The following is a 24,882-nucleotide window of genomic DNA, read 5'->3' as shown; positions in this document are numbered from 1 at the left end:
TTGCAAAACCATCTTAGCTCTCAACGAGTAAATAATTTTGATTTTTTACGATTTCTGTTTGCGGTATTTGTGATTATTACACATTCATACGCATTGTCGGGTTTAGAAAGTCAACAAGATTTATTCCAGCAAGTAACTAATAATCAAGTTAGTTTTTCTAGTGTAGGCTTGAGTGGTTTTTTTGTAATAAGCGGATATTTTATTTTTAAAAGTTTTGAACGAAGTAGTCACTTTTATGAGTATTTAAAAAAACGGGTATTAAGAGTTTTTCCAGCTTTATTGATAGTACTACTTTTATCACTTCTGTTTGTAGGATTGATATATGAAGGTAAAACACCACTATTATTAAATTCTAGTTTTTGGACATACCTTCCTAATAATTTATCACTATACGGCTTTCAGGGCGTTATTTCTGGAGTTTTTGATGAGAATTCTTATCACTCTATAAATGGGTCACTATGGACGATACAGTATGAGTTTTCTTTGTACTTAGCCATAGCTCTCCTGTTTTTTATAAGAGGTAGACCTATTTTTATAACAATCGCCATTAGTTTCATAGCATTGGTAATGTTGAGTATGTATCACTTATGGATTGATACCTTTGGAGGAGTTAAGATTTTAGGTATGCAAGGTTTGCATATACTAAACCTTGGAAGTTTTTTTGTGGTAGGATCTTTACTTGCAATATTAGATTTTACAAAATGGAATAGTAAAATTCTTGTAAGTTTACTGTTTATAACAATACTAGTTTTCTTTAAGATAGGCTTATATAATCAAGTAAAGCACATCTTATTTCCTCCTTTTATAGTTGGTTTAGGTTTTCTTCCAGTTAAGTACATCTCTAATTTTTCAAAATATGGAGACCCTTCTTATGGGATTTATATCTATGCATTTCCAGTACAACAATTATTAATCTATTTATATAAACCTAGTATAGAGATTTTTATTATTCTTTCAATATCTATATCAATTTTGTTTGGTTATTTATCTTGGCATCTTATTGAGAAAAGAGCTATGTTGTACAAACAGTGAAGAAGTTAAAAATGATAAATCAAGTTAAGATTCTAATAATTGGTCCAATAGCTGATTTTGGCGGTAGAGAGGTTGAAGCAAAAATTTTAGCAAATAGTTTTGTTGAATATTATGCGGTAAACTTTCTATCTACAATCCATATGACAGAAAAGTCGTACGCCCTTTTAAATCATAAAAATTTTACTTGGAGCAACGTATCAAGAGAAATATACAAAGAGCATTTGTTAATAAGGTTGTCGAGTAAGCTTACTAAATTTTTGAATGGCAGAGTTGATGCTCCCATTACATTTATGGGCAATAAAGTTACGCATCAATTATATGATTTTAATAAGCTTTATTTGCAGACAATTCAGAGTGCTATCTCAGAAAATGATGTTATTGTTTTCTGTGGAGATTTTCAATCAAAATGGTTAAAAGAAATAGTTAATTATTCATTCACTCAGAAGAAAAAGTTTCTTTTTAGAACAACTGGGACAATTTATGGAATAACCGATGAGTTGAAGTCTATCTTTAAAAATGATTATAGAATTTTAGTACATTCTAAGCTCAATAGTCTTAATGCGGATAAAATATGGCCAAACAATAAAACAATTATTGATCAAACTACTTTAAATGAAGGGCACCTATTAAAAATCCCATTAGATTACAATAAAAATATCACATATGGTTATTTAGGCCGTTTCGGCAATGAAAAGGGAATTTTGGAATTATTGCAAATAACAGATTCATTAAGAATACCTATCATTTTTGCTGGTGATGGCCCGTTTAAAAGTGAGGTAATTGAATATTGTTCAATGCGACCAGAACGCGCTTTCATAGGTAAATTAAAAAGTGAAGAGATAACAACATTTTTTTCTAAAATAGATGTTTTAATTATTCCATCGCTAGAGGAGGCTGGTCCTTTAGTAAGTATAGAGGCAATGGCAGCCGGTAAAATAATCATCTCTACTAAAGTAGGTGCTACCCAAGAACGTCTAGAGGATACAGATAATCAATTTTGGTTTGATATAAATGATCCTCAATCGCTTTTAGATACAATTAAGTCTGTTGAGTCCTTATACCAAGATGAACTAGTTAGAGTTAAAAGACAAGTAAGAGAACGTTATCTTGCAAAGTATAGTAATGCAGAAATTGCTTCTCAATACATTAGAGTTGTTAAAGAATTACTTAATTGAAAATTCTAACCGTAGCCATACCGAATCATCACTTTTTTCAATGGGTAAACCAGCTGGAGAAGTCGGGGTATGAAGTATTTTGGTTTGATGTGACAGATGGTGGGGCTGCATCGCCCAAAATTTCTTGGGCTACACAAATTAAAGGATGGAAGCTCAAATGGGATTTCCCTTTGAGATCTAGGGTTAAAGGTGGATTACCAAAATTATATGAGACCATTCAGCACTGGAATGAACACGCTGTTGATGAGGCCTTCGCGAGAGTATACCAAGAAATACAGCCAGATATTGTCCATTGCTTTGAGATGCAACTAGCTGGACTTCCAATACTTTCTGTTATTCAAGATTTACCAGTTCCATTAATTTATTCCTCTTGGGGAAGTGATCTTTTTGACTTCAAGCGATTGGGAGTTTCTCAAGAGGTAGCAACAGCATTTTTAAAAAGAGTAGATTACTTGATTACAGACTGCAAGAGAGATCAAGTAATTGCAAAAGAAAATGGTTTTGATGGAACATCGCTAGGCGTATTCCCAGGCAATGGAGGGATTGATTTAGAAATGTCTTATATGCGAGTTGTAGCTGACAGAAATGCCATTATTATAAAGGGATATGAGGACGGAGTAGGGAAGGCTTCTGTAATTCTCAAAGCTATAGAGCTCTTAAATAGTAGGTGGTTAGATGGAAGGTCAATTATTATTTATAGTGCAGATCGTGCCATTGAATCTCAGATTAATAATTCAACACAATTATCTGCGCTTGGAATAAAAATCTACTCAAGGCACAATTTTATAAATAATACAGACCTTTTGAGAATTATGGGGGGAAGTAGTATTCATATTGCAAATAGTCTTTCTGATGGTATGCCTAATGCGCTGCTGGAAGCAATGGGGATGGGTGCTTTTCCAATTCAGTCTAATCCTGGTGGAGTAACTGAAGAAGTTTTGAGAAATGGCGAAAATGGATTCCTTATTAGAGATCCGTTCAACTCAAAAGAGATTGCTAGACTTATAGAATCTGCACTGGATAATCAATCACTCAGAGAGAAAGCTCAGGAATTCAACACTTCGTTTATTAATAAAAATTATAATAGAGCTATCTTACGGTCGCAAATAGTGGCATTATATAATCATATTTATAGCAATCATAATTTCTAATGGATATTTCTTTTTTAATAGTTACAAGAAATAGACCTGTAGACTTGAGAATAACGCTCGACAGGCTTAAAAAAATTATTGATCTAGACAGTCATGAGGTGCTTGTATTTATAGATGGCTGTGAGCAAACACACCCTTTGATTGCAGAATATGATTGGGTACATTGGATTACAACGGATCAAAGTATAAGTGCATCTCCAGCGAGAAATGAACTTTACAGACTAGCTAAAGGGAGAATTTTTGTTGGTTTAGACGACGACGCACATCCCATAAGCCCAGATTTTACAGTTGAGATAGAATCTCGCTTTCGCAAAAACAGAAACCTTGGTATACTTGCTATTCAAGAGGTGCGTGGTTTATTTGAAACAGATGAAGAGGCGTTATCACAATCTATAGATGGAGCTTCGTATCAAACAAATGATTTTGTAGGTTGCGGATTTGCTATCAAAAAAGAAGTTTATGATGCTATCAATGGTTTTCCTTTATGGATGGATATTTATGGAGAAGAATCTGCTGTGGCTATAGAGGTGATGGATGCAGGTTATGATATTTTATATGATTATAATCTTAAAGTAAACCATAGAGTAAACGTTCAGAAACGTAAAGTTATGGGCCGTAATTATTTTAGATTTGAGCACCAACTGCGTAACGTGTTGAATTATTATCTAGTGTATTACCCAAAACCAGCTCGTAGAATTCTAAGAACATTGCTGCATAATTTCAGGAAATATGCATTGAGTGATTGGACTTATTTTAAGGCATATTGGCGAGTTTTAATAGGTACACTTCTAAATATAAAAAGCACATTATCTTACAGAAAGCCAGTGCAGTTGTATACTATTGAGAAGAGGAAGCAATTAAGGGATTTAAAATATTAAAAAAATGTTTTTTAACTCTCTAGACTTCGCCGTATTTCTTCCTATAGTTTTCATGCTTTATTGGTTTGTAACAAATAAAAACTTACGTCTACAGAACGCGCTAATTGTTGCTGCTAGTTATGTGTTTTATTGCTGGTGGGACTGGAGGTTTCTTGCACTTATCATTTTTAGTTCCCTAGTTGATTATTGTATTGGTAGATTTTTAACTCAGGAAGAGCGTACGCCATGGCGTAAGCTATATCTATGGCTAAGCATTCTAGTGAATCTTGGCTTTCTTGGATTCTTTAAGTATTATAATTTTTTTATTGATAATTTTATAGAAGCTTTTTCCTTCTTTGGAGCATCTATTCAACCTAATACGTTAAATATTATATTACCCGTAGGGATTAGTTTTTACACGTTCCAAACATTAAGTTATACTATAGATGTTTATAAACGGAAATTAGAACCTACTCAGGATATTGTTTCCTTTCTAGCTTTTGTAAGCTTCTTCCCTCAGCTTGTAGCGGGCCCTATAGAAAGAGCAACAGATTTATTGCCGCAGTTCTATAAGAAACGCGAGTTTCATTATTCAAAGGCAGTTGACGGCTGTCGGCAAATTTTATGGGGACTTTTTAAAAAGGTCGTTATTGCAGATCAATGTGCACAGTATGCAAATGACATCTTTAACAACTCTACAGGCTACTCAGGCAGTACGTTAGTCATGGGAGCGCTATTTTTTACTTTCCAGATTTATGGAGACTTCTCAGGGTATTCAGACATAGCTATTGGGACCTCTAGGCTGTTTGGATTTGATTTAAAACAAAACTTTGCCACGCCTTATTTCTCAAGAGATATTGCAGAGTTCTGGAGGCGATGGCACATCTCGCTATCTACCTGGTTTAGAGATTATTTATATATCCCTCTGGGAGGTAGTAGAGGAGGCACTTGGATGAAAGTACGCAATACGTTTATCATCTTTTTGGTTAGCGGTTTTTGGCATGGAGCAAACTGGACTTTCATTATTTGGGGATTACTTAATGCTATTTACTTTTTGCCATTATTACTTACAAAGCGCAACCGGAATCACTTAGGTGTGGTGGCAACTAATAGCTATCTACCTTCTTTAAAAGAAGGGCTGAGTATGTTAGGTACATTTGGAATCACTGTTTTTGCTTGGATTTTTTTTAGAGCGAACTCTTTGGGTCACGCCATGGTATATATAGAAGATATCTTTTCAACAGGCTTGTTTGCATTACCTGAGATAAGACCTTCGGATCTTATTGTAACGATTATTATATTTATGAGCGTTGAGTGGTTAGGCAGAAGAGATAAGTACGCTCTTGAGAATATATTAGTGAGACGTTATCGTGTTATAAAATGGTCTTTTTATCTACTATTATTTGCGTTGATTTTAGTGTACAGTAATGAATCAACTCAGGAGTTTATTTATTTCCAATTTTAATATGAAAAAGTTCATTAAACAAATACTGATTTTTGCATTAATCTTTTTCATAATTGATAAGGCCGCCTACTTCATTTTAGTGAAAACTAGTAAACTGCAATCAGATAAAAAACTAGAGAAGATTCTAGAGGGAGGAATGGATAAGGAACTTATTATTTTAGGTTCTAGTAGGGGAATAGGAAATCTTATTGGAGAACAACTAGAAAATGAAACAGGCCTTACTACATACAACCTATCTTATAGAGGGAGTGATATAAACTTTCAATCTTATATTTTCAAAAGCTACCTACTGCATAATAGTGCTCCTCAAAATTTATTTCTAGTAATCGATAATCCTGCTCTTTTGGATGCAGAGCCAGTCTTGTCTTTTAGATATGATCGTTTGTATCCACTTGCCCATTACAATGAAATAAATGACACGCTGATTAAGTTGAAAAAACACTCGATTGCTTCAAGATATATCTATTGTTTGAGATTACAGAGCTCTCAACTCAAGTTTAATAAAATTAAACCTGTGAATAATTGGCTTATAGATGACTATGGGTCTCAAATTCTTTATGGAAAATCTCTTTATATTACAAATATTTCATCAAAGCCTACTGATGACTATACTGTTGAAGAGGATGTTGAAAAAATTAACTCACTTAATCAAATTCAAGAGTTATGTCAAGAAAAAAATATTAAAATTCACTATATTTTTCCGCCTAACTTAAGCTCGTTTAACAAGGGGTTTTTAAAAAGATTTCTACAGCTTGTTCCTGATGATTTTAGTCTATTTATTTATGACGATAATAAATCAATATATAAAGATGAAAAGTATTTTTATGACGAATCTCATCTAAATTATAAAGGTGCTAAACTATTTACAAAAGATGTAAGTGACTTTATAAACAATAAGAAAGAGCTGTTTTAATGACCGCCAAGAATAAGTTTTATCGATTTGACGGTATATGGATGGCTTTAGTTTTAATTTCTAATAATTATATTGAAAAGAAGGTAGTCTTAATTAAGTAATTGAAAATAATCTTTCGTAAATATTTCACATAATTATGGTAACCTTTTCAACGCAAAAAAAACTAATAAGTGGATATATCTGACTCAGCGATTACAATTACGTCTCAAGTTTAAGAGATCTATAAAAAAATCTATGAGTCAATTGTATGGAGGTAATACATATTGGTCTCTCACTAGAGAAGCTGTCCAATATGTGATAACTCACACTCAAGAAAACCCTAAATTTTTAAAGCGATTTAATTTTACATTTTGTGCAGAAGAGATGTATTTCCAAACAGTGCTTATGAACTCAAGTTTTAAGGAATCTATTAACCATGATGACCTGCGGTACATGGATTGGACTACGGATAGAGGTGGAAACCCAGCTTTTCTAGATGAAACAGACTTTGAGAGTATCATAAATAGTAAGAAATTATTTGCTCGTAAATTGAGTCAAGATAGAAATACACTCTTGGAGATACTTAGTAAGTATAGACAGGAATAAAACCAATTGAGAAGTACAGTTTACTACAAGTGTTTTAACCTAAAAATGCATACTTTTATCGGATAAATAGTTAAGGCGGTGTTAAAGCTTTAAGTACAACCCAACCACAATGAAAAGCATCGGTTTTATACCCCTGCGTAAAGGCTCAAAAGGCATTCCAGGTAAAAATAAAAAGAAACTCCTAGGTCGCCCACTATTCTGCTGGGTCTTAGGTGAAGCTATAGCTTCACGTCTTGATACTATCTATATTTATACGGATGATGAGGATATCATCGCTTTTGTAGAAAAAGAATATCACTGGACAGATAAAGTAAAAGCCGTACAACGTAGCGACGAGAGCGCTACTGATACCGCATCAACAGAAATGGGGATGCAGGAGTTTGTAGCTGGTTTAAGAGAAGATTTTGATATACTGTGTTTACTCCAAGCAACATCACCTTTTACAACTTCTCATGATATAAATGCGTGCCTAGATGCAGTAGCGTCAGATACGAATAATGATTCGGCTCTTACGGTGGTAAATACACACCGATTCACTTGGAATGCAGATGGAACACCTCAAAATTATGATGTGTTCAACCGACCGCGTAGACAAGATTTTCATGGGTTACTTATTGAGAATGGAGCTTGCTATGTGACAACGCGTGACGCTTTTCGCGAAAGCGGAAACAGAATCAGTGGTAAAATAGCTACGGTACACATGCCAGAGGATAGTCTTACAGAGATAGACACGCTGACCGACTGGAAAATCGTGGAGGAATTGCTAGCCGCTCGTTTAAAAACTAAGAAGCAAAGTAACCGAATTACACATCTTATACTTGATGTAGATGGCGTGTTTACAGATGGCTGTATCTATTATGGTGCAGAGGGCGAACTGATGAAAAAGTTTGATATGCGCGATGGAATGGGACTTGAGATTTTGAGACAATATAATGTTGAGGTAATGGTGATGACATCTGAGGATTCTCAAATAGTTGCCAGCCGAATGAAGAAATTAAAAATAAACGATGTGTACCTAGGAGTGAAAGACAAGTATAGCTTGCTTTCTAGAATTGTGTCAGATAGAGGTCTTTCCTTTTCAAACATTGCTTATATAGGTGATGATGTGAATGATATGGCAAATATTTGTGCTGCAGGTTGGTCACTTACCCCTGTAAATGCTACAATGCCTATCAAGAATCACGCAGATATTATACTACAAAACAATAGCGCAGAAGGAGCAATACGCGAAGCCTGTGACTTTATTATAAAATACAATAACCGATATGAGTAATTACAAAGCGCCTTATACTATTGCTGAAATAGGCGGAAACCATAAAGGCGATATGGAAATCGCAAAGGAGATGATTAAAGTAGCGGCTATCTTCTGTAACGTAGATGCTGTAAAATTCCAGAAGCGACATAATATTGAACTTCTTACTAAAGAACAATACGAAGCACCACATCCGAACCCTGTAAACTCTTACGGTGATACGTATGGGGCACATAGAGAATTCTTAGAATTTGATGTAAATCAGCACGCAGAGCTTAAGGCTTTTTGTGAAGAGTTAGGCATTACCTATGCAACTTCGGTTTGGGATACAACGAGTGCAAAGGAAATAGCAGGGCTTCACCCAGAGTTTATAAAAATACCAAGTGCTTGTAATAATCATTACGACATGCTAGGGTGGTTATGTGAGAATTATAAAGGGGAGATACATTGCTCTACTGGGATGACTACTAGAGATGAGATCGAGGAACTAGTACAGTTTTTTGAAAAGCATAACAGAGGTAAAGATCTAGTGCTTTATAACTGTACCTCTGGATATCCAGTACCATTTCCAGATGTTTGTTTGCTGGATATTAAAACGCTCATAGAGAAGTATGGCGATCGTGTAAAGCACATCGGCTTTTCTGGTCACCATCTAGGTATTGCAGTAGACGTTGCTGCTTATACACTTGGTGCAAACATTGTAGAACGACACTATACGCTAGATCGTACTTGGAAAGGTACAGATCACAGTGCATCACTGGAACCAGCGGGAATGAGAAAGCTTTCTAGAGATTTAAAGGCGGTATATCAAGCATTGAACTATAAAGCGACAGACATTTTGCCTATCGAGCAAGTACAGCGAGATAAATTAAAGTATAGGAAGGCTTAGAAGATATTAAAGGAAAGCACTCGTTTATTATTCGATTGCTTACCAAAAGCAGAAGTCGTCATTTCGACAGAGCATAGCGACGAGAAATCTCATCAGAGTAAGCAGAGAAGAGTGAGCATTGTATCTGAGCTTTTTACTTGAGCTAGATAATGTGATTTCTCCTTTCGTCGAAATGACAAAAGGCTAGAGCAAAATGAAATCTCATTGGGTGAGTATAGCAGATCTCGTCATTTCGACAGAGCGCAGCGACGAGAAATCTCATCAGAGTAAACAATGTATTTTGAGCTCTTTACGTGAGCTTGGTAATGTGATTTCCCCTTTGGTTGAAATGACAGAAGAGCACAACCAAAAAAAACCTTATTACAGTAAGTAGCTGTATGTGAAATATGATTAAAAAAAATAAAGTTTTCATTCTTTTCCCAGACGGCGTAGGCCTACGCAACTTTGCTTTTACTAAGTTTAAAGAAGTAGGAGAAGCGCAAGGATTTGATATCACTTATTGGAATAACACGATATTTTCGTTAGAAAAGGAATTGGGTTATAAAGAAGTGAAGATTGAGAACACAAAGATTCACCCTAAAACGCCTACACTTAGTCACGCAAGAAAAAGGGTAGAACTTGCGCTTTCGCGAAAGCGTGAAAAAGATAATGTCTATCCTACCTATCGTTTTCCATTGCAGTGGAATAGTATAAAGAAAGCCTTAAAAAGTGCTTTTGTAAAGTATCACGAAACGTTTAGTGCCACACCAAAGGGATGGCAACGAATAATGAACCAAATGCAAGCTACCGAAAGGTCTACCGTTCGTTACAACGAGCTTAAAGCACAACTAGAAGAACACCGTCCAGATATTGTTTTTTGCACCACACAGCGGGCTACACAGGCCATTGCACCTATACTGGCTGCAAAAGACTTAGGAATAAAAACGGCGTGCTGGATATACAGTTGGGACAACCTGCCTAAGGGAATGACCACGGTAGAAACAGATTACTATTTTGTATGGTCTGAGTTGATGAAGGAGCAGCTCTTACAGTATTACCCAAAAACGAGAGAAGAGCAGATATTTGTAACAGGTACACCACAATTTGAACCACATTACGATAGTAGTATTTTGCTTTCGCGAAAGCAATTTTGTCTAGAGCATAACCTTAGTGAAGAGACACGATACATTTGTTTTTCTGGGGATGATCAAACCACGTCACCACTGGATCAATATTATCTAGAAGACACGGCAATTGCTGTACGTAAATTGAGAGAAGAAGGTGAAGATGTAGCCATTGTATATAGAAAAGTGCCTATTGACTTTTCGGGTAGATATGATGAGGTTTTGGCCAACTATAGTGATGTCATAACACCTATAGATCCTTTGTGGAAACCTATGGGGAGTCAATGGAATCAGGTAATGCCTACCAAAGAAGATTTTGCTTTATTAGTAAATACTTGTCACCACTGTGAGCTTGTGGTAAATATATGCTCGAGTATGGTGTTTGACTTTGTGGCGCACGATAAGCCTACTATTTACCCCAATTATGAGCAGCCACAACTTAAAAAAGGAATACGTGATATAGGACAGAACTATAAATATGTTCACTTCCGCTCGATGCCAGATTATGATACAAGTGTAACCTGGGCAATGAATAAAGAAGAGATTTATGATGGAATTAAAGGCTTACTTAATGGTAGTCTTAATCCTGTGCCTGTTACTAAGAAGTGGTTTGGGATTGTAAACAACCCAGAACAGCCAGAGAAGGCAAGTGAACGTATTTGGGAAGGGATAAATGAAATTCTTGATTAATGCATATAGCCTATTTAACACCAGAGTACCCTCATCCTAAATTAGGCAATTCTGGGGGGATGGGAACAAGTATAAAGAACCTTGCGTCAGCTATAGTTTCCGAAGGACATCAAGTGAGTCTGTTTATCTACGGTCAAAAAATAGATGAGGTTTTTACCGAAGGCGGAGTGATATTTCATGTTATAAAACAGAAGAGTTATGGGTATGGAGGCTTTTTTCTATACCGAAAACATATCAGTCGTTATTTAAACCGATATTCAAATACCATAGATATTATAGAAGCTCCTGATTGGACAGGAATCACTGCGTTTATGAAGCTTAAGAAACCGTTAGTGATACGTTTTCACGGAAGTGACACCTATTTCTGTCATATTGAAGGACGCTTACAAAAGAAGAAGAATGCTTATTTTGAAAAACAAGCAGTCAAAAAGGCAATTGGTTTTATAGCTCCAACTACTTTTGCGGGTGAAAAAAGTATGGAACTCTTCAACTTGCCTAAGGATAAATTGAAAATCATTCATTACGGTCTAGAATTAGAGAAATTTAATAATGCGGATCCAGGTACATATGAAAAGTATCGCATTCTTAATATAGGAACCTTGATAAGGAAAAAGGGCGTTTTCCAGCTTATAGAAGTCTTTAATAAATTGGTAGAGATAGAACCTAAGAGTACTTTGGTTTTTATAGGTGCAGATAGTGGTGATGTCCATACAGGATCGACATCTACTTGGGAATTAATGAAGGATAAAATGACAGTAAAAGCTGCTGCTCGAATTTCTTATTTGGGTAAAATACCTTATGAGGAAGTACAAGGGCAAATCAAGAAAGCACATGTTTGTGTATTTCCATCGCTTGCAGAAACTCTGGGAATGGTAACCATAGAATCTATGGCATTAAATAAAGCAGTAGTTAATACTGATATAGGTTGGGCACAAGATTTAATTGATCATGGTGTTAATGGTTTTATGCATCATCCAGATGATTTTAATGCCTATGTTCACACCATTAAAAATTTATTTGATGATCAAGAATTGGTAGATAAAATAGGAGAAGCAGGTAGAGTAAAAACAGAAGAGCAGTTCGATATTAATAAAACAGTCCATCAAAATATAGGGTATTATAAAAATATTTGTTCCTTATGATTTCCCTTGTACACCATAAAGGTATTGCGATTACTGGCAATTATGACGGACTGTCAATAATTGAGGCTATTTATAAATGCGCTCATGAAAACCCTGATAATTACTTGTTGGTTTATGAGAAAACAGTAGATGTTGATGCATTTAAAGCTGTACTACCTGAAATAAATCATCGGGCATATTTTTTCTCCAATTACAATAATTCACATCCAGACATAGGATATGTAGAGGATAGTCCTTTTTTAAATATTAATAAAAAGGTCACGTATCCCACTTGGTTAAAAGGAACAGCTATAGTTTGTATGCATGCCAACCTTATCAATGAAAGTGTTCTTAGTCATTCTAATCAAAAGAATTATTTATACTGGTTAAATTCGTTAGGTAAATTATCGCAAACTCGAGGTGTCTTGAACTATCAAATACCTACAACCATTCAAAATGAAGAATTAGAAACTTACGAACTTTATAAGTTTGTAAAACAACATTATAGAACTAGATGGGTATTCATTTTACTTCTCTGTCATTTATGGTATGAGCAACGCTTTCCTGTAATTTCATTAATGAGAATAATTTTCATTAAAAAATCTTTGTTGAAAATTGATATACATGAATTGCAAACCTTTAAAAAAGTACAAACTGAGTCAAATTTTGAATATGACGTTGTTATTCCTACTATGGGAAGAGCTGGTTATTTAAAGGATGTTTTACTAGATTTAAATCGTCAAAAAATTCTACCTAATAAAGTTATAGTTATTGAGCAAAATGCAGGCGGTCATGCAACAAGCAATCTAGGTTTTGTCAAGGATGAACAATGGAATTTTGAAATAGTCCATGAGTTCACTCATATCACTGGAGCCTGTAGAGCTCGTAATCGAGCAATAGCTTTGAGTAGTGCAAACTGGATCTTGTTATTTGACGATGACGTGCGTATTAAAAATGATTTTTCTACCAGAATCTTAGATTTTATAAATGATAGCAAAGCAAAATGTGTGACTTTTTCTTGTTTGCAAAAAGGAGAAATAGAAAAGCAAAGTAATTACTTGCAATGGCCAGCATTTGGATCTGGATGTTCTTTCGTACATAGAGAAGTAGCGGAGAGTTGTGAGTTTGATATGGCACTTGAGCATGGTTACGGTGAAGATGTAGATTATGGGATGCAAATACGTAATGCCGGATATGACGTAATATTTGCGCCTCAAATTCAATTATTGCATTTAAAGGCTCCTGTAGGAGGATTTAGAAAACCATATGTTTTTCCATGGCAAGAAGATGCTGTCTTACCTAAGCCATCCCCACAAATCATGTATCATCGTACTAAGAATTATACTCCAAAACAGTTGATAGGATACAAAGTCACTTTGTTTATCAAGTTTTATAAAGACTACTCAATCAAAAATCCTATTGCTTATTATAAATACTTTAAAAAGGCGTGGAGTAAAAGTCTCTACTGGTCACAAAAATTAGCTCAAGATGCAACAGTATAAACTAAGCCTTATCATTTGCACCTACATGCGACCAGATCCCTTATCAAGGTTATTGGAGTCTGTGATGTTGCAAACTAAACTACCAGATGAGGTATTGATCATTGATGGTTCTGTAAATGATGATACAGGATCACGCTTTCGCGAAAGCGGAAATAACATCATACACTATCATAAAGTACCCCAAGAACATCGGGGGCTTACGAAGCAACGTAATTATGGAATAGCAAGAGTCAATGCCGAGATAGATATAGTTGCATTTCTTGATGATGACACGATTCTTAATCCAGATTACTTTGAGCAATTATTAACTACATACACTCATTTTCCTGCGGCAATAGGTGTAGGTGGTTATATTATAAACGAAGTTTCTTGGGAGAAGACAGTACAGGGAAAAATTGAGGATTTAAACCATTATTATTACGGTAGTTATAGGAGAAAGGAGAGCAGTCGCTACAAACTAAGAAGAAAATTAGGGCTGGCACAAACTACACAACCAGCTATTTATCCTGAATTTGGTCATGGTAGATCTATAAGTTTTTTGCCACCTTCTGGTAAGATTTATAAAGTAGAACAGTTAATGGGAGGTGTTTCTAGTTTTCCTCTTGCTGTTTTAAAAGAACATAAGTTTTCTGAATATTTTGAAGGTTATGGTCTCTATGAGGATGCAGATTTTACATTACGATTATCTAATATAGGAGATTTGTATGTGAATACAGCAGCACAATTAGAACACCATCACGATGCAGCAGGAAGACCTAATAAATACACTTACGGTAAGATGGTCGTGCGCAATGGCTGGTATGTATGGCGAGTAAAACATCCCAAACCATCATTTAGGAACAAACTCAAATGGTATCAAATCACCGTATTGCTTACTGGTATTAGATTTCTGAATATCTTTACTACGAGTGAACGTAAAGAAGCATTCACAGAAGCAATGGGAAGAACCGTAGGTATATTTAGTTTGCCTTTTAATAAACCTAATTAATGAAGTTTTCAAAAGACATCAAAAGATATACGGACTATAGCGGGAAGTCGGCCTTATTAATGTTGTTGACTCAGCAAGGGCTATGGGCATTGTTACAGTATCGTTTTTTTAATTGGATTTATACATCTAAGCTGCCTAAAGTATTAAAATGGCCACTATTGGCTATAGGAGTTCTCAAATTAAAAGCTATAGAAATCTTAACAGGTATAACCATTCCATATAGCGCAACCATAGGAGAAGGATTTTACATAGGTCATCATTCTGGTATCATTATCAACGCAAAGGCTATCATAGGTAAGAATTGCAACATCTCTCAAGGAGTAACCATAGGTGTAAGTGGTCGCGGAGATCATCGTGGTATTCCAGTAATAGGTAATCAAGTTTATATAGGAGCAAATGCCACAATAGCAGGTAAGTTAAAGGTAGGAGATAAAGCGGTGATAGGAGCAAATAGTCTTGTGGTTAAAGACGTTGTTGCGGGAACTACGGTAGTAGGTGTGCCGGCTATAAAAGTAAGTGATAACGATTCTGCAGACTATATTTTATGAAATTACTCATCATATCTGATGCACCTATTTTAACTAATTCAGGGGAGAAAGAAGCGTACGCACCTTATGTGAAGGAAATGGATATATGGATGCAACATGCTAGTGATGTTTCTTTTGTATGTCCGACTAAATATAACCGTAATCTTTTAACTCAAGGTTTTCAAATACAAGATTTTGAAGTTCAATCATTACCAAGACTGGAGTTTCATTCAGTATTATCAGCATTAATCTCGTTTCTAACCATTCCATATCAAGCCATAGTGTTATGGAATGCTATGAGCAAGGCAGATCATATTCATCTAAGATGTCCAGGTAATCTTGCTCTACTTGCATGTTTGATTCAAATTACGCTTCCGCGAAAGCGTAAAACGGCTAAGTATGCTGGGAATTGGGATCCTGAATCTAAGCAACCCCTAGCTTATAATATGCAGAAGTGGATACTTTCTAATACCGTATTGACTAAGAATATGCAAGTGCTGGTTTATGGCGAATGGAAGAGCCAAACTAAAAATATTAAACCCTTTTTTACGGCAAGTTATTACAACAATGACAAGGAGCCCATCATAGTTCGAGATTTTAAGCAACCTCTGAAAGCCATGTATGTGGGCACTATGGGAGCAAATAAAAGACCTTTTGAAACTGTACAGCTTATAAAATTTTTACGTAGCTCTGGATTAGATATTATCCTTGAGATGTACGGTGATGGACCAGTGGTAGAAGACATCAAGTGGTATCGAAAAGAAAATGGGATTTTAGACCAAATCTTCATACGAGGAAACCAACCTGGGCATATAGTAAAAGAAGCCTACAAGAATGCAGATCTTCTCATATTATTATCTAAAAGTGAAGGATGGCCTAAGGTTGTCGCAGAGGCAATGTTTTGGGGTGTAGTGCCTATAGTCTCGAGTGTATCATGTGTGCCTTGGATGATTGGAAACGATAAGCGAGGGATACTCATACATGATCCAGAACATATCGATGATGAGTATTTAAGAAAACAGTTAACTAACAAAGAAGCTCTAGTACATATGAGTAAAGAGGCCGTAGAGTGGTCTAGGCAATACACAATGGATACCTTTGCTCAAGAAATCAAAAAGCTATTACAATGAAAGTCCTCCAACTTATAGATTCTTTAGATGCAGGAGGAGCAGAGCGCATGGCTGTAAACATCGCAAACGCAAATGCAATGGCTGGAGTGGAATCATATTTGTGTAGTACCGTAAGAGGTGGGGCTCTAGAGAAGATGATTAATAAAAATGTCCAATATTTTATTTTAAATAAAAAAAGCAGGTTAGATTACAGAGCTTTAAATTTATTTTTCAAATATCTAAAAGACACTAATATAGATATAATACACGCACATTCCACTTCTATTCAGTTAGCAGTTTTATCGAAAATAAAATATCCTAAAATAAAAATTTTGTGGCACAATCATTTTGGATTAAGCACAGAGATCAGAGGTGTTGCACTCTCCAAAATAAAGATTTTTTCAAGATTTATAGACGTTAGTATTGCTGTAAATCAAAAGCTATTAATATGGGCTCAGGATAATTTATATACAAAGAAAAATTTTTTTATAAATAATTTTTCTTTGCTCTCTACCTCTACTAGTGTTAGTCACTTAACTACGCTTAAAGGTGGTAATGGTAAGAGGATACTTTTATTAGCAAACCTTAGACCTGTCAAAAATCATATTAACTTAATGAAAGTTTTCAAAGAAAGCTTGCTGAAATATCCAGGTTGGACATTACATTTTGTAGGAAAAGATTTTAATGATGATTATTCAAAACTTATTGACGATTTTATAAAAACGGAAAAATTAGAAGGTATTGTTTTTTGTTATGGTTCAAGATCAGATATCTCAAACATTCTTAGTCAATCTACAATTGGAGTATTGGTATCAAATTCTGAAGGCTTACCATTATCACTATTAGAATATGGTAATGCCGCGCTTCCAGTCATAACCACTAATGTAGGACAATGCGCTAAGATTGTAGGTTGCAATGGTTTTATTATAGATGATGTAAATGCAGAAATGTTTCAGGCATTAGAGCGAGTATTTTCAATGAAACCTGAGAATTTAAAAATTATTGGTGAGAATTTTAAAAGAAGTCTTGAGGTTAATTATAGTGAGAAGGCTTTTATGAATAAAATCTTACCAATTTATAAAGGATTGATATCTTAGACACGTGAATATATCAAAACAACCTTCATACTTATTCTTTATGGTGATTCATATCATCATAGGAGTATTGGTATATCTAGTTAGGTCACTCGCCCTCGTGTATTTTGTAGGTACTATTCTTTATTTTTTAGTTCAAATATTTAGCACAGGAAATAAAAATAGTGAAGCACTCATGGCAGCGGGATACATGACTGGTGCTGAGGTTTTCTTTAGGATGAGCTATGCTGTTCCTGTATATGAGTTAGGTAAATATTCTGTAATAGCTTTTATGCTTATTGGACTTTTCTTGAGTGGTACTAGTCGGAAATCTGGTGTTTATTGGGTTTATATTTTCTTATTGCTTCCAAGTATATTGATCGCCTCTATAACGCTCAACCTTGGTACAGACGTGAAAAATGCTATCTTTTTTAACTTAAGTGGTCCAATATGTCTAGGACTTACTGCGCTCTATTGTATAGATAGAAAACTTACCTATAATCAACTCTCTAACTTGACTAGATGGATTTTATTGCCTATTGTAGGAATGTCCATTTACATCACCTTAGGGACTCCAGATTTGAGAGAAGCTTTAAGAAGTACTGGAGCGAACTTTGCAGCATCTGGTGGTTTTGGACCTAATCAAGTGGCTACAGTATTAGGTCTAGGGATGTTTTTAGCTATTGTTCAACTTGTAATTCATAGTAAAGACAAACTGGTTTTATTTATTCATTTAGCGCTTACGGGCTTTTTACTTTATAAAGGGATTATTACATTTTCAAGAGGAGGAGTAATTACAGGTATTGGTTGCAGCGTAGCCTTCTTAGTTATTTATTTTGCAGGCTCAAAAGGTGTCGCTCGTAGAAGAATGATGACCTACTTAATTTTATTAGGAGGGGTGCTTGTCGCGGTTAGTGCTTATAGCTCTTTCCAAACCAATGGACTTATTAATAAACGCTATACCAATAGAGATGCCGCCGGCCGGATTAAAAGTGATATTACTACGGGTAGGGCAGAGATTTTTGAGACGGAGTTAAATGCCTTTTACAATAATCCTGTCATTGGAGTTGGGGCTGGTAAAGCAAAAGAATTAAGAGCAGAGGAAACAGGAATAGGAGCTGCTTCTCATAACGAAGTCAGTAGATTATTATCTGAACATGGTATTTTAGGATTAATTATACTAGGAATTCTTATTATTTATCCACTTGTATATCGAGCTAAGAATAGAAGGAACTATCTATTTTTTGCGGCCCTAGGGTTTTGGTTTATGACCATAAATCACTCCTCAATGCGTATTGCTGCGCCAGCTTTTATATATGCTCTTGCCCTTTTAAACGTTGTTCATGAAAAGAAAAAGACTCCTATACGTAGGCAACGCGCTATCCAATAAAGGGAAGACGGTTACCACTATTGAGACCCTTAGTTTATTACTGAGGCAGGAAGGCTATGATGTTGAGGTAACGTCAACAAAACAAAATAAGTCACTACGCATGCTTGACATGATGCATGCATTATTGAGCTCGTATAAGAAAATAGACATTGTTCTCATAGATGTATACAGCACCGCCAACTTTTGGTATGCGGTTGTTATTGCTCGTTTATGTAGAGCATTGAGTATTCCGTATATCCCTATTTTACACGGAGGTAATTTGCCAGAACGCCTCATTAAGAACAAAAAGACATGTGAGCAACTCTTTTGCAAAGCAGCGGTAAACGTGGCTCCTAGTGGGTATTTATATAACGCTTTCGCGAAAGCGGGTTTCTCAAATATCCAACACATCCCTAACACCATTGAATTAGATAACTATCCATTTAAGGAGCGAGCAGTATTTAAACCCAAATTATTATGGGTACGCTCATTTGCCGAAATTTATAATCCGCTCATGGCCATTCAAGTACTTGAGAAAATACTTCAAAAGTATCCTGAAACTACTCTAACTATGGTTGGGCCAGATAAGGATGGAAGTCTAGCGCGGTGTGAAGATTATGTGACAAATCATCATTTACCTGTGAAATTTACAGGAAGTCTTTCTAAAGAAGCTTGGACATCTCTAGCGCAAAATCATGATGTTTTTATAAGTACCACAAGCTTTGATAATACTCCAGTGAGTGTGATAGAGGCAATGGCACTGGGGTTACCTGTAGTTTCTACAAATGTAGGTGGAATGCCATATCTTATTCATGACACCGTAGATGGACTATTATCCACTCCAGAGAATGTTTCTGCTTTTTCAGAAAAGATAAGTAGGTTGCTTGAGAACCCAATGAGCACAAAGGAAATAGTATTGAATGCTCGTCAAAAAGTAGAATCCTTTGATTGGAATGTAGTAAAAGAGCAATGGCATAAAGTGCTCTGCTAAATTTGTGATATATTTACGGTACTCAACCAACCTCGAATGTCCCTCTTACCTAGTATCCATTTTGATGTGTCAGAGCGTAAAGTCTTACTGCGCATATTTGATATCTTATCTGTTCTGGGGGCACTCAATCTCACAGAATTATTTTTAGATTTTGATTACTTAATAATTAGTAAGGAAAACGCAATAGCAATCATTGTTCTAGTGGGGTATCTGTCCATCTTTGGGACGGTATTTGAACTTTATTTCTTACCGAAGACAGTAAAGTTTCAGACCATGCTTAAGAATGTGATTCTTACCGTTGCAGTTACTGTGTTATTCTACTTGCTAACTCCCTTTTATACTCCCATTCTTCCAGAAAATAGACTACAGATAGTGTACTTTTTCTTAGCAATGATTATAGGTATTTCTTTGTGGAGGTGGTTATACGTGTCTATTATTTCGGCACCAAGATTTTATAAGAAAGCAATAGTTGTAGGGGATTCTTTTAATATTCATAAGATTATTAAAAACTTACAGGGAGCCGATCCTAATTATAAGATAGCGGGTTATATCAACACAGAGCCTATGTCTATTGCAGATGTGATTTCAACAGAGGCAAAAAGATTTCCTATCAAAAACCTTAATGATACTATCTCAGAAAATGGAATTTCAGAGATTATTGTTGCGAGTACTTATGAAGACGGTGTTTCCCTTGAGCTCTATAATCAGCTCATTTCGCTTTTGAAAGTTGGTTTCCCCATACGGGAGTATATGCAGGTTTATGAAGACATCACGCAACGTGTTCCTGTTGAGTATGTAGATAAAGATTTTTACCGTTATTTTCCATTTAGTCGTAGCAATCAAAACAAATTTTATAGACTTACTCATCGCATTTTTGATGTGGTTATGTCTGTCTTGGGGATTTTATTTTTTATCCTCTTGCTACCGCTAGTGTTTTTTGGTAACCTAATCGGTAATCGTGGGCCTTTATTTTACTCACAAATACGCATAGGTAAAGGTGGTAATACATTCAAGATTATAAAGCTGCGCACCATGATTGTTAATGCAGAAAAAGATGGTGCGGCATGGTCTACTAAGAATGATTCGCGTATTACATCATTCGGAAAATTTTTAAGAAAGAGTAGAATAGATGAAATCCCGCAGTTTATTAATGTGTTTCTAGGGGAGATGAGTGTGATAGGTCCACGACCGGAACGCCCCGTATTTGTAAAGGAACTTTCTCAGGATATACCTTTTTATGAGACACGCCATATTATAAAGCCAGGACTTACCGGGTGGGCGCAAGTAATGGGTGGTTATGCAAGCTCTGAAGAAGGTTCGCTAGAAAAGCTACAGTATGACTTATATTATATCAAGCACCGTAATCTCTTTATGGATTTAAGTATAGTCCTTAAAACCATTAGTACTATAGTCAATTTTAGAGGACAGTAATACTACTCCTCGTTACCATTTGTTCTTGTAACTTTAATCCTTCTAAGCATAAATACATAGCGTATCATAATTGCTAAAAGGAGCGGCAAAAGAGATAGCGCAAATCGCTGGACTCCTATAATCCAGTGAAAGAAAAGCAGCGACATCATAATCACAGCCAATTTTATATAAGGATAAACCCATTGTGGCGGCTGTACTCTTTTTACAGCAAATGCCGCTAGTATATGAAATGGGAAGGCCCATAGTAGATTATAATTCCACGCCGTGGCATTGTGATCTGTGCCAAACCATAATAAAAAAACGACAACTCCTACAAGACCTGTGATTAGTAAAATACTCGTGTCTAGCCATCCTAGTGGATTTTCATTCTTATGATCTTTGTAGGTTTTGTAAATGATAAACCCTGCTAGAAGTCCAAGTATAAACAATGGACTTAGTAAAAAATTAGCACTATAACTATGTTTTACTTGAGGTGAAAATACCGTTTTGGCTTCTTTTACTAGTGGTAGTGTTCCTGAAGGTGTATTTATCGTAGCTTCTTGAAAAGCATACATAAGCTCATGTGGTAAAAACAAGTACTCTTCTGGAGTGGCAGTTCTATCAATTACAGACCCCAGTGCGATATCAATTCCCATACTTCCCCAAGTGTTCCATGACACGTATTCGTGTATGAGATCACGGTGTGTCATGCCAGCTTCTTGGTGATCATAGCTCATTGTCACATTAGCTTCATTTTTAATGATTTCAAATGGTCTTGTAGAGCAATTATCGTAGAAGAAATCATATTTGTAATATTTGTTTTCTTCTTTGGCATTATTCACCAAAAATTCAAAGACATCTTGTTTTTGACCTTGAGTGAGCTCTAGTTCTTGAGACTCAATCCATCGTTGCTGGAGCTTATAACTATATTCAAAATCTTCATACTTATCTACCCCTACTTCGTACAATAATTTTCCTCTTGTAAACTTCAGATAGAAGTTAGGAGTTTTAAAGTTAAACTTGCCGTAGTTAAATACGATATCTAACCCTTTTTTATAATCACGTACGTGAATTGCATTGTGTCCAAAAGCATCGTTAAGTACAGCGCCAGGGCCTATGGTGATCAGATTGATAGATGCCTCATCAGATAGACTAATGAATGTATTCTGTGTAAATCCCAGCGTAGAGAAGCACAGAAAAGCTAAGAGAATCAGGTTTTTCATACCTTGTAAAGATAGTGGAGGTATAAAAATCTCACAATCAATATTGGGCATAAAAAAAGCCGAGCAACGCTCAGCTTTACAAACTTAGGTGAAGCTCCTTAAGCTCCTGGGACGATGCGTACTGGTAATGTAAATTGCTCTCCTACTGTTTTTGTGCTTAACTTTTCATAATTAAGACGAGCTTTAATAAAATCTGCTACAAACTCATCATTAGTGTCTACACTTAAAACAACAACTTCTTGCTTCTTATTTACCATTAATGTTACTTGAGCAATAAGCTCCTTAGTAACTTCAAATTCTGGCTTGTTAAGAAGAACTGCTACTTGCTCAGTTACTGTCTTTTCTTTGTTGTCAGATGTTGGCTCTGTTCCAGTTGCAAAGGCTGTGTTTACAGTAAGTAAAGCGGCTACAAATAATACATTTAATGTTTTCATAATTTTCTTTTTTGTCTCGATGTTTACGAGGTTTTTAATGAATTATTACAGTGCAAATAGACGACTTATTTGTCGCTTTTCTATGAGAGTTAGTCAAGCTTAACTGTTCTTTAATGCTGGTTGTGAGTTGTTAACGTATTGGATTTGTTCTGGTAACGCTTTCGCGAAAGCGTGATTATCAACTTCATAATGTATTGATAACAACAGTAACCATTACTTGAAATATGGAGTGATATTTTACTATAATAGCTTTAGAATCCTTAAAGAAAGTATGGAGTAGTCAATGTTAAGAAAAAGACCTATTTTGTAGTTGTCTAGCTATAGATTATGTCATCTAATGACATTTATAAAACAAAAAAATCCCACTTTATAGAAAGTGGGATTTGAAGGATGCTACGAGTAACATCTATGTATTAAAAAGTATTAAGCTAGTACAGCCTGTACTTTATCTGCAGCTTCTTTAAACTCAATAGCAGATTGAACGTCAAGTCCAGAATCATCTATTAATTTCTTTGCGATATCTGCGTTAGTTCCTTGTAAACGTACAATGATAGGCACGTTGATAGTTCCCATGTTTTTGTATGCATCAATAATACCTTGTGCCACACGGTCACAACGTACGATACCTCCAAAAATGTTTACTAAGATTGCCTTTACAGCAGGATCCTTAAGTATTAATTGGAAAGCAGCTTCTACACGCTCAGCATCTGCAGTACCTCCTACATCAAGGAAGTTTGCAGGCTCACCACCAGATTGCTTGATAAGGTCCATGGTTGCCATTGCAAGTCCAGCACCGTTTACCATACACCCTACATTACCGTCTAGGTCTACATAGTTAAGTCCTTTCTCACCAGCCTCAACCTCTACTTGGTTTTCTTCACGCTTGTCACGCATTGCTGCATAATCTTTACGACGGTATAATGCGTTATCATCTAGTGATACCTTTGCATCTACTGCCATAATCTTATCGTCACTTGTTTTAAGAACAGGGTTGATCTCAAAGAGCGAACTATCAGAATCTGTGTATGCTTTATAAAGAGCAGCAACAAATTTTGTCATGTCTTTAAAAGCAGCACCACTTAATCCTAAGTTAAATGCAATTTTACGTGCTTGGAAAGGAAGTAATCCTGTTGCAGGATCAATTTCTTCATGAAAGATAAGGTGCGGAGTTTCCTCTGCTACTGTTTCAATATCCATTCCACCTTCTGTAGAATACATAATCATATTGCGACCAGTACCACGGTTAAGTAGTACAGACATATAATATTCTTCTGGCTCGCTGTCACCTGGGTAGTATACATCTTCTGCAACTAGCACTTGGTGAACTCTTTTACCTTCTGCACTTGTTTGTGGAGTAACAAGATCCATCCCGATGATCTGATCTGCAATAGATCTTACTTCATCTAGGCTCTTTGCTAGCTTTACACCACCACCTTTACCACGACCACCTGCGTGAACTTGCGCTTTAATAACGTGCCATCCAGTACCAGTTTCCTCAGTAAGTCTTTCGGCAGCTGCAACAGCCTCATCCGGAGTCTGTGCTACATAACCACGCTGGATACGTACGCCAAAACTATTTAATATCTCTTTTCCTTGATATTCGTGTAGATTCATAATCTTCGTTTAAGATGCTTAATTTGCCTCGCAAAAATAACAAATGCGCCACGAGAGCGCAATAGTTATTGTGATTAATTATAAGTATTGATTTTATACAATTTCTGCACTCAGTCCTGCTTGTAAAAGTTTTGAGCAACGAGGCTCTAGATCTTTATACTCACCAGACTTTACAGAGCATTTTCCTTTGTAATGTACTAGTAACGCACATTGATGTGCTTGATTCTCCTCATGATCACATGCATAAATAAGCGTATTTATAACGTGGTCAAAAGTATTTACTTCATCATTATACAGAATAATCTCGTGTGATGGAGTTTCTTCTGTTAGTACATCTACGTCTTCTTGATATTTTTCTTGATTACTCATAGCGTTGAGATTTATGATGCAAATTTACAAATTTTAGAGA

23 protein-coding genes are annotated in these 24,882 nt (G+C 35.7%); 19 read left to right on the top strand and 4 right to left on the bottom strand.

Annotation, left to right across the window (positions count from 1 at the left end):
- The 19 genes from SJY23_RS00575 (at position 1) to SJY23_RS00485 (ending at position 21,223) form a co-directional block, all read left to right on the top strand.
- Positions 1–1,032: an acyltransferase family protein gene (locus SJY23_RS00575; RefSeq protein WP_396597061.1), complete on the top strand. Its 1,032-nt coding sequence runs from the start codon at positions 1–3 to the stop codon at positions 1,030–1,032.
- Positions 1,029–2,207, top strand: a complete 1,179-nt coding sequence (locus SJY23_RS00570; protein ID WP_396597060.1) for a glycosyltransferase family 4 protein — start codon at positions 1,029–1,031, stop codon at positions 2,205–2,207. The genes SJY23_RS00575 and SJY23_RS00570 overlap by 4 nt, the downstream gene beginning before the upstream one ends.
- The gene (locus SJY23_RS00565) at positions 2,204–3,358 is read left to right on the top strand and encodes a glycosyltransferase family 4 protein (RefSeq protein ID WP_396597059.1); all 1,155 of its coding nucleotides are present in this window, start codon (positions 2,204–2,206) and stop codon (positions 3,356–3,358) included. Before SJY23_RS00570 ends, SJY23_RS00565 begins: the two co-directional genes overlap by 4 nt.
- Entirely contained in the window at positions 3,358–4,236 is an 879-nt protein-coding gene (locus SJY23_RS00560; RefSeq protein WP_396597058.1) for a glycosyltransferase family 2 protein, read from the top strand. Before SJY23_RS00565 ends, SJY23_RS00560 begins: the two co-directional genes overlap by 1 nt.
- 4 nt (positions 4,237–4,240) lie before the next feature.
- Positions 4,241–5,680 carry an MBOAT family O-acyltransferase gene (locus tag SJY23_RS00555; RefSeq protein ID WP_396597057.1) on the top strand — a complete coding sequence of 480 codons (1,440 nt, stop codon included), beginning with the start codon at positions 4,241–4,243 and terminating at the stop codon, positions 5,678–5,680.
- A gap of 1 nt (position 5,681) precedes the next feature.
- Positions 5,682–6,593 (top strand): hypothetical protein, encoded by a 912-nt coding sequence (locus tag SJY23_RS00550; RefSeq protein WP_396597056.1) that lies wholly within the window; start codon positions 5,682–5,684, stop codon positions 6,591–6,593.
- A gap of 123 nt (positions 6,594–6,716) precedes the next feature.
- Positions 6,717–7,178 (top strand): beta-1,6-N-acetylglucosaminyltransferase, encoded by a 462-nt coding sequence (locus SJY23_RS00545; protein ID WP_396598088.1) that lies wholly within the window; start codon positions 6,717–6,719, stop codon positions 7,176–7,178.
- A gap of 109 nt (positions 7,179–7,287) precedes the next feature.
- The gene (locus SJY23_RS00540) at positions 7,288–8,451 is read left to right on the top strand and encodes a cytidylyltransferase domain-containing protein (RefSeq protein ID WP_396597055.1); all 1,164 of its coding nucleotides are present in this window, start codon (positions 7,288–7,290) and stop codon (positions 8,449–8,451) included.
- Positions 8,444–9,319, top strand: a complete 876-nt coding sequence (locus SJY23_RS00535; RefSeq protein ID WP_396597054.1) for an N-acetylneuraminate synthase family protein — start codon at positions 8,444–8,446, stop codon at positions 9,317–9,319. Before SJY23_RS00540 ends, SJY23_RS00535 begins: the two co-directional genes overlap by 8 nt.
- 386 nt (positions 9,320–9,705) lie before the next feature.
- Positions 9,706–11,112 (top strand): UDP-glycosyltransferase, encoded by a 1,407-nt coding sequence (locus tag SJY23_RS00530; protein ID WP_396597053.1) that lies wholly within the window; start codon positions 9,706–9,708, stop codon positions 11,110–11,112.
- Positions 11,112–12,254, top strand: coding sequence for a glycosyltransferase family 4 protein (locus tag SJY23_RS00525; protein ID WP_396597052.1), 1,143 nt, complete (start codon positions 11,112–11,114; stop codon positions 12,252–12,254). Before SJY23_RS00530 ends, SJY23_RS00525 begins: the two co-directional genes overlap by 1 nt.
- The gene (locus SJY23_RS00520; RefSeq protein ID WP_396597051.1) at positions 12,251–13,735 is read left to right on the top strand and encodes a glycosyltransferase family 2 protein; all 1,485 of its coding nucleotides are present in this window, start codon (positions 12,251–12,253) and stop codon (positions 13,733–13,735) included. Before SJY23_RS00525 ends, SJY23_RS00520 begins: the two co-directional genes overlap by 4 nt.
- Positions 13,722–14,723 (top strand): glycosyltransferase family 2 protein, encoded by a 1,002-nt coding sequence (locus SJY23_RS00515; RefSeq protein ID WP_396597050.1) that lies wholly within the window; start codon positions 13,722–13,724, stop codon positions 14,721–14,723. Before SJY23_RS00520 ends, SJY23_RS00515 begins: the two co-directional genes overlap by 14 nt.
- The gene (locus tag SJY23_RS00510; RefSeq protein ID WP_396597049.1) at positions 14,723–15,271 is read left to right on the top strand and encodes a serine O-acetyltransferase; all 549 of its coding nucleotides are present in this window, start codon (positions 14,723–14,725) and stop codon (positions 15,269–15,271) included. The genes SJY23_RS00515 and SJY23_RS00510 overlap by 1 nt, the downstream gene beginning before the upstream one ends.
- Positions 15,268–16,380, top strand: a complete 1,113-nt coding sequence (locus SJY23_RS00505; protein WP_396597048.1) for a glycosyltransferase — start codon at positions 15,268–15,270, stop codon at positions 16,378–16,380. The genes SJY23_RS00510 and SJY23_RS00505 overlap by 4 nt, the downstream gene beginning before the upstream one ends.
- Complete coding sequence (locus tag SJY23_RS00500; protein ID WP_396597047.1) at positions 16,377–17,456, top strand: glycosyltransferase; 1,080 nt, start codon at positions 16,377–16,379, stop codon at positions 17,454–17,456. Before SJY23_RS00505 ends, SJY23_RS00500 begins: the two co-directional genes overlap by 4 nt.
- 4 nt (positions 17,457–17,460) lie before the next feature.
- Positions 17,461–18,822, top strand: coding sequence for an O-antigen ligase family protein (locus tag SJY23_RS00495; RefSeq protein ID WP_396597046.1), 1,362 nt, complete (start codon positions 17,461–17,463; stop codon positions 18,820–18,822).
- Positions 18,776–19,792 carry a glycosyltransferase family 4 protein gene (locus SJY23_RS00490; protein WP_396597045.1) on the top strand — a complete coding sequence of 339 codons (1,017 nt, stop codon included), beginning with the start codon at positions 18,776–18,778 and terminating at the stop codon, positions 19,790–19,792. Before SJY23_RS00495 ends, SJY23_RS00490 begins: the two co-directional genes overlap by 47 nt.
- Before the next feature lie 36 nt (positions 19,793–19,828).
- Positions 19,829–21,223 (top strand): exopolysaccharide biosynthesis polyprenyl glycosylphosphotransferase, encoded by a 1,395-nt coding sequence (locus SJY23_RS00485; RefSeq protein WP_396597044.1) that lies wholly within the window; start codon positions 19,829–19,831, stop codon positions 21,221–21,223.
- Between the two features lie 2 nt (positions 21,224–21,225).
- Here the strand turns inward: SJY23_RS00485 and SJY23_RS00480 are convergent, their stop codons facing one another.
- The 4 genes from SJY23_RS00480 to SJY23_RS00465 form a co-directional block, all read right to left on the bottom strand.
- Complete coding sequence (locus tag SJY23_RS00480; RefSeq protein ID WP_396597043.1) at positions 21,226–22,425, bottom strand: DUF4105 domain-containing protein; 1,200 nt, start codon at positions 22,423–22,425, stop codon at positions 21,226–21,228.
- Between the two features lie 98 nt (positions 22,426–22,523).
- Complete coding sequence (locus SJY23_RS00475) at positions 22,524–22,859, bottom strand: hypothetical protein (RefSeq protein WP_035336254.1); 336 nt, start codon at positions 22,857–22,859, stop codon at positions 22,524–22,526.
- 423 nt (positions 22,860–23,282) lie between these two features.
- A complete protein-coding gene (gene sucC / locus SJY23_RS00470; RefSeq protein WP_035336256.1) occupies positions 23,283–24,473 on the bottom strand; it encodes an ADP-forming succinate--CoA ligase subunit beta in 1,191 nt (396 codons plus the stop codon).
- A gap of 93 nt (positions 24,474–24,566) precedes the next feature.
- The gene (locus SJY23_RS00465; protein WP_013751571.1) at positions 24,567–24,842 is read right to left on the bottom strand and encodes an ATP-dependent Clp protease adaptor ClpS; all 276 of its coding nucleotides are present in this window, start codon (positions 24,840–24,842) and stop codon (positions 24,567–24,569) included.
- Positions 24,843–24,882 lie beyond the last annotated feature (40 nt).

The sequence above is a fragment of the Dokdonia sp. R86516 genome (assembly GCF_044596715.1).
In the GTDB taxonomy this organism is placed as follows: Bacteria; Bacteroidota; Bacteroidia; order Flavobacteriales; family Flavobacteriaceae; genus Dokdonia.
The sequence above is the reverse complement of the archived record's forward strand: the minus strand, read 5'-3'. Positions and strand labels throughout refer to the sequence as shown.

Bases quoted from the DNA above. Each gene is read 5' to 3' on its own strand.
- SJY23_RS00560 (WP_396597058.1), top strand. From the start codon at position 3,358: ATGGATATTTCTTTTTTAATAGTTACAAGAAATAGACCTGTAGACTTG.
- SJY23_RS00555 (WP_396597057.1), top strand. From the start codon at position 4,241: ATGTTTTTTAACTCTCTAGACTTCGCCGTATTTCTTCCTATAGTTTTC.
- SJY23_RS00550 (WP_396597056.1), top strand. From the start codon at position 5,682: ATGAAAAAGTTCATTAAACAAATACTGATTTTTGCATTAATCTTTTTC.
- SJY23_RS00540 (WP_396597055.1), top strand. From the start codon at position 7,288: ATGAAAAGCATCGGTTTTATACCCCTGCGTAAAGGCTCAAAAGGCATT.
- SJY23_RS00535 (WP_396597054.1), top strand. From the start codon at position 8,444: ATGAGTAATTACAAAGCGCCTTATACTATTGCTGAAATAGGCGGAAAC.
- SJY23_RS00530 (WP_396597053.1), top strand. From the start codon at position 9,706: ATGATTAAAAAAAATAAAGTTTTCATTCTTTTCCCAGACGGCGTAGGC.
- SJY23_RS00525 (WP_396597052.1), top strand. From the start codon at position 11,112: ATGCATATAGCCTATTTAACACCAGAGTACCCTCATCCTAAATTAGGC.
- SJY23_RS00520 (WP_396597051.1), top strand. From the start codon at position 12,251: ATGATTTCCCTTGTACACCATAAAGGTATTGCGATTACTGGCAATTAT.
- SJY23_RS00515 (WP_396597050.1), top strand. From the start codon at position 13,722: ATGCAACAGTATAAACTAAGCCTTATCATTTGCACCTACATGCGACCA.
- SJY23_RS00510 (WP_396597049.1), top strand. From the start codon at position 14,723: ATGAAGTTTTCAAAAGACATCAAAAGATATACGGACTATAGCGGGAAG.
- SJY23_RS00505 (WP_396597048.1), top strand. From the start codon at position 15,268: ATGAAATTACTCATCATATCTGATGCACCTATTTTAACTAATTCAGGG.
- SJY23_RS00500 (WP_396597047.1), top strand. From the start codon at position 16,377: ATGAAAGTCCTCCAACTTATAGATTCTTTAGATGCAGGAGGAGCAGAG.
- SJY23_RS00490 (WP_396597045.1), top strand. From the start codon at position 18,776: ATGAAAAGAAAAAGACTCCTATACGTAGGCAACGCGCTATCCAATAAA.
- SJY23_RS00485 (WP_396597044.1), top strand. From the start codon at position 19,829: ATGTCCCTCTTACCTAGTATCCATTTTGATGTGTCAGAGCGTAAAGTC.
- SJY23_RS00480 (WP_396597043.1), bottom strand. From the start codon at position 22,425: ATGAAAAACCTGATTCTCTTAGCTTTTCTGTGCTTCTCTACGCTGGGA.
- SJY23_RS00475 (WP_035336254.1), bottom strand. From the start codon at position 22,859: ATGAAAACATTAAATGTATTATTTGTAGCCGCTTTACTTACTGTAAAC.
- sucC (WP_035336256.1), bottom strand. From the start codon at position 24,473: ATGAATCTACACGAATATCAAGGAAAAGAGATATTAAATAGTTTTGGC.
- SJY23_RS00465 (WP_013751571.1), bottom strand. From the start codon at position 24,842: ATGAGTAATCAAGAAAAATATCAAGAAGACGTAGATGTACTAACAGAA.